Annotated in this window: 12 protein-coding genes; 7 read left to right on the plus strand and 5 right to left on the minus strand. The window is 37.9% G+C overall.

Features of this window, described 5'->3' with window-relative positions; all coding sequences use genetic code 11:
- Nucleotides 1–5: 5 nt before the first annotated feature.
- Genes ACZ1G6_RS11555 through ACZ1G6_RS11565 form a run of 3 tightly spaced genes read left to right on the plus strand, consistent with a single transcriptional unit; the run spans nt 6 to nt 2223 of the window.
- Complete coding sequence (locus ACZ1G6_RS11555) at nt 6–962, plus strand: cobalamin biosynthesis protein (protein ID WP_472616428.1); 957 nt, start codon at nt 6–8, stop codon at nt 960–962.
- 2 nt (nt 963–964) lie between these two features.
- Nucleotides 965–1810 carry a helical backbone metal receptor gene (locus ACZ1G6_RS11560; RefSeq protein WP_472616429.1) on the plus strand — a complete coding sequence of 282 codons (846 nt, stop codon included), beginning with the start codon at nt 965–967 and terminating at the stop codon, nt 1808–1810.
- A gap of 26 nt (nt 1811–1836) precedes the next feature.
- Nucleotides 1837–2223 (plus strand): rhodanese-like domain-containing protein, encoded by a 387-nt coding sequence (locus ACZ1G6_RS11565; RefSeq protein ID WP_472616430.1) that lies wholly within the window; start codon nt 1837–1839, stop codon nt 2221–2223.
- A 40-nt stretch (nt 2224–2263) separates the two neighbouring features.
- Here the strand turns inward: ACZ1G6_RS11565 and tyrS are convergent, their stop codons facing one another.
- Complete coding sequence (tyrS, locus tag ACZ1G6_RS11570; RefSeq protein WP_472616431.1) at nt 2264–3463, minus strand: tyrosine--tRNA ligase; 1200 nt, start codon at nt 3461–3463, stop codon at nt 2264–2266.
- A gap of 231 nt (nt 3464–3694) precedes the next feature.
- Between tyrS and ACZ1G6_RS11575 the strand changes: the two genes are divergently transcribed.
- On the plus strand, nt 3695–5008 hold the full coding sequence (locus ACZ1G6_RS11575; RefSeq protein WP_472616432.1) for a peptidoglycan DD-metalloendopeptidase family protein: 1314 nt from the start codon (nt 3695–3697) through the stop codon (nt 5006–5008).
- Nucleotides 5009–5017: 9 nt separating this feature from the next.
- Here the strand turns inward: ACZ1G6_RS11575 and ACZ1G6_RS11580 are convergent, their stop codons facing one another.
- Entirely contained in the window at nt 5018–5446 is a 429-nt protein-coding gene (locus tag ACZ1G6_RS11580) for an SRPBCC family protein (RefSeq protein ID WP_472616433.1), read from the minus strand.
- A gap of 166 nt (nt 5447–5612) precedes the next feature.
- On the opposite strand from ACZ1G6_RS11580, the gene ACZ1G6_RS11585 reads away from it, so the two are divergent.
- A complete protein-coding gene (locus ACZ1G6_RS11585) occupies nt 5613–6551 on the plus strand; it encodes a D-2-hydroxyacid dehydrogenase (protein WP_472616434.1) in 939 nt (312 codons plus the stop codon).
- Here the strand turns inward: ACZ1G6_RS11585 and ACZ1G6_RS11590 are convergent.
- Nucleotides 6545–7669 (minus strand): HD-GYP domain-containing protein, encoded by a 1125-nt coding sequence (locus ACZ1G6_RS11590; RefSeq protein WP_472616435.1) that lies wholly within the window; start codon nt 7667–7669, stop codon nt 6545–6547. The genes ACZ1G6_RS11585 and ACZ1G6_RS11590 overlap by 7 nt on opposite strands.
- A gap of 258 nt (nt 7670–7927) precedes the next feature.
- Between ACZ1G6_RS11590 and ACZ1G6_RS11595 the strand changes: the two genes are divergently transcribed.
- Together ACZ1G6_RS11595 and rraB are read left to right on the plus strand one after the other, a co-directional pair.
- Nucleotides 7928–8527: a 1-acylglycerol-3-phosphate O-acyltransferase gene (locus ACZ1G6_RS11595; RefSeq protein WP_472616436.1), complete on the plus strand. Its 600-nt coding sequence runs from the start codon at nt 7928–7930 to the stop codon at nt 8525–8527.
- 14 nt (nt 8528–8541) lie between these two features.
- A complete protein-coding gene (gene rraB / locus ACZ1G6_RS11600; protein ID WP_472616437.1) occupies nt 8542–8952 on the plus strand; it encodes a ribonuclease E inhibitor RraB in 411 nt (136 codons plus the stop codon).
- 98 nt (nt 8953–9050) lie between these two features.
- Here rraB and ACZ1G6_RS11605 read toward each other — a convergent pair whose 3' ends face one another.
- Together ACZ1G6_RS11605 and ACZ1G6_RS11610 are read right to left on the minus strand one after the other, a co-directional pair.
- Nucleotides 9051–9677, minus strand: coding sequence for a hypothetical protein (locus ACZ1G6_RS11605; protein ID WP_472616438.1), 627 nt, complete (start codon nt 9675–9677; stop codon nt 9051–9053).
- A 193-nt stretch (nt 9678–9870) separates the two neighbouring features.
- Nucleotides 9871–12639, minus strand: coding sequence for a valine--tRNA ligase (locus tag ACZ1G6_RS11610; protein ID WP_472616439.1), 2769 nt, complete (start codon nt 12637–12639; stop codon nt 9871–9873).
- Between the last annotated feature and the right edge of the window lie 2 nt (nt 12640–12641).

Consider the following 12641-nt stretch of genomic DNA (forward strand, 5'->3'; position numbering starts at 1 on the left):
ACTTTATGATAGATATTGATTGGCTTCACAACTACGATACAGTATTTGTACTTATCACGGCTTTATTGCTTGAGCGATTTATCCCTCTACCTGTTAATGTCAATCCTTTGGTGTTTTTCCGATTTATTTGTGGACAGATGGCAAGTAAAGTATTGAACACCAATTATTCCCCTCAACAGTTGTTTATTTCTGGTAGCTTGGGCATGCTCATGCTGATTTTGCCAATAATACTTATTATCTACCTTATTGTTTACATCGCACAAATTGAGATTATCCTCAATATACTAATACTGTGGTGCGCGTTAAGCTTTAGACTAGACCAGTCTGGCATAGCAAATGCCTGCGTAGCAATTAATGACGGTAAAAAGCAATTGTCTAAAGCGCTTTTGAGTAAAGTAGTGCTTAGGGAAACTGACACTCTTTCACCCATTGGGATCTATAAAGCAAGTATTGAAAGTCTAGCAACAAGGTACTGTCATCAACATTTAAGTGTTGTATTGTGCTACCTACTTTTAGGCCCTGTATTTGCCGTTTTTTATAGGTTGTGCTTCGAATGTAATCAACAATGGAATCGCAAGAATCCTAGGTATCTTTCATTTAATACCATTGCCTACTACATAAGTAGTGGCATTCAATTGTTGCCCAGTATACTCTTTTCCATAAGCCTTTTGTTGAGTACACGCCCTTTACATAGCGTACGTTTTTTAATCTCTCGTCACTTTTGGGCTTTGTGTTTACAGGGCCAATCAAAGGCTTTATTTTTCGCTTTAAGTGCTACACTAAAGGTCAAAATAGGTGGGGCGATTATCTATGATGGTAAAAAGAGATTGAGACAGCGCTTTGACACGTTTAATGAAAGGAAGGAGCCTAATATTAACGCCGTAGAATCACTTCAACATCTGATCAATCTCAATACTATTGTATGGATGTTGGTTGTAAGTTTTATGCTGAGTGTTTCGTAATTATGGCGTCAATTTCACGCTTTCATTTTACGATTGCTTTTTGCGCGAGTTTTATACTTGCTGCCAACCAACATGTTGCAATAGCAAAACAAACCGATACGACTGTTAGTGACCAACGCATTATAAGCTTAAGTCCTCACTTAACAGAATTGGTCTATGCGATGGGCAAACAAGCTTCCCTTGTCGCAGTTAGTGATTTTAGCGACTATCCCGATGCGGCAAATAATCTTCCTAGAGTCGCAAGCTATGAAGGTGCCAATATAGCCGAAATCATCCGGCTTGAACCGACTCATATTTTAGTATGGGAAGGAGGAAACAAGGATGCTGATATTCAGAAGCTGCAATCATTGGGGTTTTCGATATATTTTTCAAACATACAAAACCTTAATGATTTAAAAGCGGATATTGAAGCATTAGGCTTATTTTTAAATACCCAAGAACGGGCGCTTGAATTAGTAAAACAGATTGATCATCAAATAAGTACTATAAAGTTAACTTACCAAGGCAGGCAGTTGCGCGCTGCATATTATCTTAATCATCACCCTTTGTTTGGCTTAGGCAATGACCAATGGCTCAATGATTTATTGGGTCTATGTGGGATTAGGAATATTTATCAAGACAGTTTGCGTGCATTCTTTGATTTAGACAAAGCCGATCTAATAAGGCAACAACCCGATGTATTAATAAGCGCAAGCAATATAAGCTTGCTTGATCAAGCACCGATTTGGAAAAAGCATTTGCATGTTTTTTCACCACAATTTGTGCTTGCAGACCCCGATTCACTGCATCGTTTTACGCCTAGAGCGATTAGCGAAATAAACCTTGTGTGCCAAAAAGCGTACAAATAATACTACAACATAATAATAGGTTTTTTATGAAATACATATTAACGCTCAGTATTGCCCTTTTTTTAAGCACGGTTTCATTTGCAAAGGAACATAAGAGTATAAGCGCTGAAACGTTGCTCTTGATGCAAAACGATGAACATATACTATTAGATGTTAGGACAGTTGAGGAGCACAATGATGGTCATATAGAAGGCTCAATCAATTTACCAATTGCTCAACTTTCCGAATCATTTACACAGCTCAAAGACAAGGATAAGAAGATCGTTGTTTATTGTCGTTCAGGCAGAAGAGCAGCTAACGCAATTGATTTATTAGAATCGCAAGGATATACCAACGTCATTCATCTTGAAGGCGATTATGGGCAATGGGAAGCAAATCAACGGCCTATTGTTAAACCTGCGGAAACAAACTAGCTGATTCAAAGGATGCTCTGAAGCAGAGCATCCTTTACTCCTATTTGATGATTATTTTCGCAAATTTTCTTTTTCCGACTTGATAGACGGCGCTGCTTGGATCAGAGATAACAAGCCTTGTGTCTTCTACTTTTTTGCCATCAACTTTAACAGCACCTTGTTTTATCATTCTCATTGCATCTGAGGTCGAATTGACAAGTGCTGCTTGTTTTAACAGATTTGCAATAGCTATCCCTTCACTGGGTAGTTCAATGGTTACTTCCTCAATGTCATCAGGTATTGCATTTTTCTGGAAACGTTGAATAAAATCTTGATGAGATTTTTGAGCGGCATCTGCATTATGAAAACGCGCGATAATCTCTTTGGCTAAATCAATTTTAATATCTCGTGGGTTTGTACCACCATCAACAGACGCTTTTAATGATGCAATTTCTTCAAGTGGACGAAAGCTTAATAAATCGTAGTAACGCCACATCAATTCATCAGATATAGACATTATTTTCCCAAACATTTCATTGGGTTCGTCAGTAATACCAATATAATTATTGAGTGATTTTGACATTTTTTGAACACCATCAAGCCCTTCTAGCAATGGCATCATTAACACCGTTTGTTGAGGCATGTTTTGTGATTTTTGAAGTTCGCGTCCCATTAATAAATTAAATCGTTGGTCTGTCCCGCCTAATTCGACGTCAGATTCCAACGCAACAGAATCCCAACCCTGTACTAAAGGATATAGAAACTCGTGTATCGCAATAGCTTGCCCATTAGCATAACGCTTTTTAAAGTCATCTCGTTCTAGCATTCGAGCAACCGTTTGACTAGCAGCAAGCTTAACCAAACCTGCTGCACCTAATTTATTCATCCATTCGCTATTAAAGCGTATGGTGGTCTTGTTAGGGTCTAGAATTTTAAAGACTTGGTCTTTGTAGGTTTGTGCATTTTCAAGGATCTGAGCTTCCGTTAAGGGTTTTCTAGTGACATTTTTACCAGTAGGGTCACCAATTAAACCAGTAAAATCTCCAATTAAAAAGATTACTTCATGACCCAACTGCTGGAAAGTTCGTAACTTATTTATTAAAACAGTATGTCCTAAGTGCAAATCTGGCGCTGTTGGATCAAAGCCTGCTTTTATTTTTAAGGTCTTTCCTGTCTTTAATCGCTCAATGAACTCTTCTTCAATAAGAATTTCATCTGATCCACGCTTAATCTCAGCAAATGCCGATTCCCAACTTGCCATTTTATTATTCCTACTTTTTGATATTCAGTATTCGAATTTACGCAAAATATATATATAAATTAGTGTTTTAGCTATAGCCTTTAAGCTTACTTGAGTAATTTTTTACCGAGCCGATAAAATGTAAGTGACAAAAGTGAACCATTTGACTGGAATACAGACTAAAATCATTATATTCTGCGGTTTTATCCTGTTAATTTTCATGTATTTTACGAGTGTACTTTCGACAATACAATGCGCAATTCAATAAAACATTTACCAAAAGCACATCGAGTTGCATTAATCAGCTTATCGGTACTTATCATTACTGTACTTTTATGGCCAGTTGATGAAGTAGAAGCATCGAGAAATAATCACCAAACTATTCCGTTTTTTGAACAGCTTGAAGTCGGCGTTAGATACGATGTAGAAATGCCAAGCGAAGTACTTAAGACTGGCAATACGGATATTCAATTCGCGCCTGACATCAGCGATTATATCAATCATACGGTTAGAGGTGGCGATACACTTGCTAGTATTTTTAAAAGTCTAGGATTAAGTGCAAATACAACACATCGAGTGTCTCACGCAGGCAAAGAAGCAAAAGAATTAGTTAAAATAAAGCCCGGTGATCAAATATATGTCCGTCTTGATGAAGCCGGTAATTTGCAATCCTTGCAATATCCACTTAACAAAACTGAAACCCTCATCATTGCGAAGCATGAGCAAAGATATCAAAGTAGTATTGAGACGAAAAAAATAGAAAAATTACTTAGCTTTGCCCAAGGCACTATTAATAGTAATTTTTGGAATGCAGGTATAGAAGCAGGTTTAAGTGACAACAAAATTATGGAATTGGCCGGCATTTTCACTTGGGACATCGATTTTGCTCAAGAAATTCGTGCTGGTGATACCTTCAACATGGTATACGAACTACTATATGTCGATGGCGAGTTTATTGGCTTTGGCGATATTTTAGCCGCAGAGTTTATTAACCAAGGTGATAGGTTCGCTGCAGTTAGATATACCGATGGGAGATACTACACGCCTGATGGTTTAAGCATGCAAAAAAGCTTTTTAAGGGCACCTATTGATTTTAAGTATGTAAGTTCAAGTTTTAACCCAAGACGATTTCATCCTGTCCAAAAACGAATCAAACCCCACCGAGGCGTAGATTATGTTGCTCGAGTAGGTACGCCGGTAATGGCTGCTGGAGATGGCAAGGTGATCCGAGCTAGTTATGATAAATTTAATGGTCATCATGTATTTATTCAGCATGGTGAAAGATATACGACTAAGTATCTGCACTTTACTAAGCGAGCGGTAAAAGTGGGTGAAACCGTCAGACAAGGACAAATTATTGGTTATCTAGGTTCCTCTGGTATGGTAACAGGTGCACATCTACACTATGAGTTTTTAGTAGATGGGGTGCATCGTAATCCTAGAACGGTAGAGTTACCTAAGGCAGAACCTATTGATACAAGCCAAAAAGCAGCCTTTGCTGCAATTGCTGAAAATAAAATGGAATTGTTGAGTAATCACAAACGTATCATGCTAGCAATGCGGTGAGTGTGACTATTAGCATGGCAGGCGAGTAGCCATTGTGAGTTTTTCTAAAGACGCTAACCACCCATATTGTTGCGATAACATATCATCTTCTTTGTGAAAGCCTGATTGCACTAATTCGATTTGTGTACTTTTGTTTTGTTTTTCAATGAACGTTACATCAACTTTGGTCACATCATTGGTATCATCCCAACGCCATGTAAAACTAATCTTTTGCTGTGGTTTGATGCTTTGATACGTTCCTACAATTGTTTGCTGAAAGCCATCTTTGCTCTCTAAAACCGCCCGATACGTTCCACCTTCAATAAAGCTTGATTGGAATTGAGAAACCACTAGAGACCCAGGACCAAACCATTTGCATAATATTTCTGGATTATAGAAAGCTTCATATATCGTTTCTACATTTGAATTAAAGTGACCTTTTAAGGTGAAATTATACACGTAAGCAAACTCTCTATATTATTTATACTACATAAATAGTATCGGCATATTAGTTGTGCTTATGAGAGAAAAGCACAAGAAAATTTAGTTTTAAAGGTGTATTCTGTTATAAAAATACACACCTAAAAATCACTCAAGTCTTAAAGAAAGTCAGGAAGAAACATTGATGATAAAACTCGCAATCGTTACCCATGAACACAAGACTTTAGCAAAATGTTTTAATCAACATAGTGAACTGCCCAAACACTTCAAGCTTATTGCCTCTACAGATAAATTCACTAATGATATATGTAGTGATGCAGATGTCATTTTAGGCTCACCTAAGGTTGCGGCACAAAACATAAGTCAGTGTAAGAAGCTCGCATGGTTTCAATCTACTTGGGCAGGTAATAATAGTCTTCAGTCAATAAATAAGAACGATTACACATTAACTGGTGTAAAAGGTATTTTTGATGACCAAATGAGTGAATATATATTTGCCTATTTATTATATTTTTCCCGTCAGATAGAAAGCTTCAATCTTGCGCAAAAAAACAAGGAGTGGAAGCAGCACAAATGCTCAACTTTGCGTGGACAGACGATTGGTATCATGGGACTTGGTAATATTGGACTAGCAGTTGCCAAAACCGCCAAGGCATTTGGAATGAATCCCATTGGATTTAATCAATCAGGTTCAAACAAACATGGGATACCTTGTTATACTCACAAGCAACTTAGACTGTTCCTTGAACAATCTGACATCATTGTTAGCCTGTTACCCGAAACGCCTCATACTATCGGTTTGTGCGATGCTATATTTTTTGAATCAATGAAAAAAGGAGCTATATTTATCAATGCAGGTAGAGGCAGTCTGATAGGGTCACAAGAAGCACTAATTAATCAACTTAATAGTGGGCACCTACAAGCAGCAGTTTTAGATGTATTTGACACTGAACCACTATCAAGCGCTCACCCTTTTTATAACACCAACAAGCTTTATATCACAAATCATACTGCTGCGATGTCATATCCAGAGAGGGTTTTCGATGTTTTTGCAAATAATGCTCTTCGTTTTATCAATAAACAATCGCTTTTATACGTTCACGATTTTGCCAAAGGTTATTGATTTAAATAGGTGGTCATACCCTGATTAAATAGTCTTAACCACCTGCTACTTAATTGTGTTTTGTAATGCTTGTTGAGACTGATCACTGCATCAATAGGCGCCAAAGGTTCGTTATTTTGTGAGCCAAAAGTAATCAATGTAAAGTAACGGTCTAAAATAGCTAAGAGCTTAGCACCTTCACAGATATCGTCGCCCTTGATGCCAAGCGGATATCCAGTGCCATCAATATTTTCGTGATGCTGCATGATAATCTTTCTAGCCTCATCCCACGCTGTTAGGTGCTCAAGCAATCGTGTACTTTTATAAACATGAGAGCGCATCAAGTTAGCTTCCATTGAACTTAACTCAACTTTCTTTGTAACGACTTCTTCTGGCAAAAAAGCTAAACCAAAATCATGTGCATAACAGGCCACTGCTAATTGTTCATCACTGATAGGCGTTTGACTAAGACTGTTGATGTAAAGCGCTAAGGCTGCCACTTTGTCACCACGCCCTTCTATTGCTTTACACCTTTTTTCTATCGGGCGCATCAATTCTCTAAAAAACAACAGATCATTTTGCTTTTCAGGTGTGATATTTTTAGGCACGCCCGTTTTGCCTACTAGAACTTTACTTGCTTTTGCAAGGCTTTGATTGCTTGTAGTATCGGCTTCTTGACCTGACAAAGCTATTAAACTTTGCTTAAATAAAGTTTCATGTTGCTTATAATTTGAAGCATTAAACTTTTTGATGACGACGATAGTGTTATCTATTGCTGCTTTATCATATTCAGCGCTTCCCTGTTTCACAACGTCTTCAACAAAATGACTAACTCTATCCATTAAACGCAGCACAAGGTCACTTAATAAACTTGAGTAAGATATTTCGCCTTTACGAAGAAGATCTAAAATATCTTCTAAGTATTGCAACACCTCAATCATTGGTGTGAACCCAACTAAACCTAAGTCGCCTTTAATTGTATGCACGGAGCGAAATAGACTCCTTTGTAGTTCATTATCGTGTGGCGTTAATTCGAGCTCTACAAGAGTCTGCTCACTAGCTTCATATAACTCTATGATTTCTTCTTTTAAATCATGGAGAATATCGTCTTCTATTTCATCAGGTACAAATACTTTCATTAATGGCTTAATTGTCAAATGGCTTGTTAACAATATCGGCAAAGATTACAGTTTATTGATACTGATGCTTTGCATTTTTAGTATTACTAGTATAATCGTGCAGAATCTTCTTAATCGGTCATTTATGTGTTAGCAATCCTTAGAGCACCTGTGCTGTTAATCTATTTTTTAATCATAAACTTTATTTTAATTTTGGTGTTTTTACTGCGTCCTATGCATCGGAATAATGTACATACTGCCGCAAAGTTTTATTCAAGTATGAGCTATATAATTGGCGTTAAATTAATCGTCAGAAGCGAAGTCGCACTAAACGAACAAAGCTCATATGTATTTGTAGCCAATCATCAAAATAACTATGACCTTATGACAATAAGCGCAGGGACCATTCCTGGAGTGGTAACGGTTGGTAAGAAAAGTTTAAAATTCATCCCAGTATTTGGTCTTATTTATTGGTTATCTGGCAACATTATGATTGACAGAAAGAACTCTGGTAAAGCTAGAGATACGCTAAGTGCGACTGGGGAAAAAATGAAAGAAAGAAATCTTTCTATTTGGATGTTCCCTGAAGGTACAAGAAGTCACGGAAGAGGAATGCTGCCCTTTAAGACCGGTGCTTTTAGATTGGCGTTAAGTGAAAACAAAAAGATAGTACCTGTTGTGTGTAGTGAGTTAAATAAGGGGAAAATTAACTTTAATCGATGGAATAACGGTACTATTATTGTCGAAACCCTTGCCCCCTTCTCTTATCGTCAAGACCAAAGTGCCAAAGATATTGCTAATCAATGTAGAGAGCACATGCTGAACAAATTTAAAGAGCTTTCTGTAGAAGCTGAAGCCTTGTCACAAATAAAAGCTTAAAACCATTGGAGGTTATGATGAGCACAGATGCAACACAGTGGTATGAGTTTAATGAAGAAATCATTAGCGCATTGGAAGCCGACGGCACTGATATGAGCCAAAAGCATATAATTGAACATCATTTTGCAAGTAAGGATTTTGATATATTAGAAAAGGTTGCCGTCGATGCTTTTAAAGCAGGCTATGAGGTAACTGATGCCCAGGAGCTCGTTTTAGATGACGGGGGCACTGTCTTTTGCTTTGACGCCATTACGGAAAAAAAACTAGATACCAAAATTTTTAATCAAGATACAGACCAGCTATTAGCGATTGCCGATAAACATAAGGTTCATTATGATGGTTGGGGTACCTATTATGTCGGTGATGATGCTATCGAGTATGAAGACCCATTACATGAAGATGAATTGGAAAATGACGACTCGTAGGCATTGTTAAAAACGATTTGCATTTCTGTGGCCATTCGTCGAAGGCTTAAAACAAAAAAAGCACCTTAAAGGTGCTTTTTGATTATCTGAATATTTAGTTACTTTTTCGTAAAAAACTTACGGCTTCTTGATGCAAACAACATCACTAAACCAAGAACCGCAATGTAAGCAGGCTCAGAAACGCGAATTGTAACACCAACTAACATGTCGTCATGGTTATCATCAGGACCGGCGCCTGAGTCATCCCATAGCAAAATTGCATCATATGCTGTTCCAGCATATGTTCCGTTTAGAATAGTTGCAAATGACTGCGCTGAAGCAAATGGATTATTTGAACCGTTAGCAACAGAGCCAACGCCGTTAGTCACATCAAACGCGAAAGTTAGTAAATCACCAACTTGAACGCCTGTCATCTCTACAGTAATTGATGTACCAATTGGCGTTTCATATAGGTCTTGCCCCATAGAAGTCAAAAAGTTTCTGTATCCTGACTCTTGGGCAAGTGCAGTGAACGTAATTAAGTATTTAGCGTGTGCGACATTAAACACTACGTTACTACCAATATCATAAGTCGTTGCTGGCAGAAGTTGTGTTTTAAAATTATTATTTGAAGCGATCGTATAATCAGACCCAGCACCATCTAAAGTTATGAATGCGGCGTTTGCACTAGTCCCTACTACTAATAATGCAACTGCAAACAATTTCTTTATCATTGCAAATTTCATTTGTATCTCCGTTTAAATTTTTTTGGTTGCTTGACGAATGAGTGTGGTATTTCATTCAATTCCTGTTACTAACCATGTCTATTCAAGAATAATACCAACTTTTATATCATTGAAATATAACGATTTAATTATTATTTATTTTACAGGTGTAAAAAAAGCTGACACGAAGGTCAGCTTTTTTGTAGAGCTATTATTATAGATTATTAATCGAGACAACTTGCTCATTGATTTTATCGAGTTGCATCTTAGCTTCAGCTAATTTACTTTTCTCTTTTTCAATTACCGCGGCTGGGGCCCTACTGACAAAATTTTCATTTGCCAACTTTCCTTGTGTTCGCTTAATTTCTTGCTCTAACTTAACGCTAGTTTTCGCTAGTCTCGTCAATTCAGCTTCTTTATCAATCAACCCTGCCATTGGAATTAAAATTTCCATACTACCTACCATAGCGGTTGCAGAGGGCGGAGCTTGTTCATTGTCCAAAACTGAAATTGATTCTAACTTTGCTAAATTAGTCAGATAACGTGTAGTAGTTTGCAATCGCTCCTTATCGGACTCGTTTACATTTTTTAGAAGTACAGGAAGCTGTTTAGATGGCGCAATATCCATTTCGCCACGTATATTGCGAATGCCAATAACAAATGCTTTCAACCACTCAATGTCAGCTTCCGCATCTTTATTCTTAAGGCTTACATCACTTTCTGGAAAGCTCGCTATCATGATGCTTTGCCCATCACTGAAGTTGCACGATAATGGCTTAATTTTTTGCCAAATCTCGTCCGTAATAAAGGGCATGATCGGATGTAGAAGTCGCATTAGGTGCTCTAAAACATTGATAAGTGTATGCCGAGTCCCTCGCTTTTGCTCATCGCTTGCATGCGGCGAGTTTAAAACAGCTTTAGAAAGCTCAAGATACCAATCACAGAACTGGTTCCATGTGAATTCATATAGGGCTTGAGCGGCGATATCAAAGCGATACTGAGCAATAGATTCCTCAAATGCAGCCAAAGTATCTTGAAACCTTGACCATATCCATTTGTCGAAAATGCTAAGCTCAAGCTCCCCACCTTTATTACCAGTATCTTCATCTTCAGTATTCATCAAAACAAATCGAGTGGCATTCCAAATTTTGTTGCAGAAATTGCGATAGCCTTCGACACGATTTAAGTCAAAATTGATATCACGACTTGTTGAGGCCATGGCTGCAAAATTAAATCGTAAGGCATCTGTTCCATATGCTTCTATACCTTTTGCAAACTGTTTTCGGGTTGCTTTCTCAATTTTCGATGCAAGCTTTGGTTGCATCATTCCTTTTGTTCGCTTTAAGACCAAACTTTCAATATCGATTCCATCTATCACATCAATAGGATCTAACACGTTTCCTTTTGATTTTGACATTTTATCGCCATTTTCATCACGCACTAACCCTGTAATGTAAATATCTTTAAATGGAATTTTTCCTGTAAACTTTTTGGTCATCATAATCATACGAGCAACCCAAAAGAATATAATATCAAAGCCCGTGACTAACACTGAACTTGGCAAAAATGTTTCCAATTCAGGTGTCTCATCTGGCCATCCCATTGTTGCAAATGGCCATAATGCAGACGAAAACCAAGTATCCAATACATCTTCGTCTTGCTTTAACTTTATCTCACTTCCAAGCTTATATTTTTCCCTGACGCTATCTTCATCTAATCCAACAAATGTGTTTCCTTGTTCATCAAACCAAGCTGGAATCCTATGACCCCACCAAAGTTGGCGAGAAATACACCAGTCTTGGATATTGTTCATCCACTGATAGTAGGTTTTATTCCAGTTTTCAGGAACAAACCGAATCTCGCCAGATGCTACAGCATCAATTGCAGGTTTAGCTAAGGACTCAACTGCAACATACCATTGATCAGTAAGGTATGGTTCTATCACAACAGAGGTTCTATCTCCTCTTGGCACTTTTAATTTATGTGGCTTTATTTCCACCATTAAACCAAGAGACTCTAGTTCACTCACCACTTTCTTACGTGCATCAAATCGGTCTAACCCGATAAATTCTTGAGGTGCGGTTTGGTTGATTTTTGCATCATCAGTAAAGATATTATGTAAAGGCAAGTCATGACGTTTACCCATATCATAATCATTAAAGTCATGTGCAGGGGTTATTTTTACACAACCTGTTCCAAATTCAGGATCAACATAGTCATCTGCAATAATCGGAATTTCACGCTGTGTAATTGGCAAAGTAATCGTTTTACCAATTAAAGATTGATATCGCTCATCATCTGGGTGAACGGCAACAGCTGAGTCACCAAGCATTGTTTCTGGTCGCGTTGTTGCCACGATTACATCGCCACTGCCATCGCTTAATGGATATCGCATGTGCCACATGAAGCCATCTTCTTCTTCACTGACGACCTCTAAATCAGATACCGCTGTCAACAAGACTGGGTCCCAGTTAACTAAACGTTTACCCCTATAAATTAGACCTTCGTCATGCAATTTCACAAAGACTTCTTGTACAGCTTTAGAAAGATTCTCATCCATTGTAAACACTTCACGAGACCAATCAGGAGAGGTCCCTAATCTGCGCATTTGTTGTGTTATTGTGCCGCCAGATTGTTCCTTCCAGTCCCATATGCGTTTGACAAAATCTTCTCTGCCTAAGTCATGCCTAGTAATGTTATCTGCATTTAATTGACGTTCCACTACCATTTGGGTTGCTATACCAGCATGATCAGTTCCGCATTGCCATAAGGTATTATCACCTTTCATTCGATGATAACGTGTTAGCGCGTCCATTATTGTATGTTGAAACGCATGACCCATATGCAGACTACCGGTAACATTCGGTGGGGGTAAAAGTATACAATAAGGGTCTCCATTACCGGTTGGTTCAAAATACCCCTTTTCCTCCCAATGTTGGTAACAGGCTTGTTCAATTTTATGTGGATTAAAGGTTTTATCCATTT

It is taken from the genome of Glaciecola sp. HA4-3, assembly GCF_055693685.1.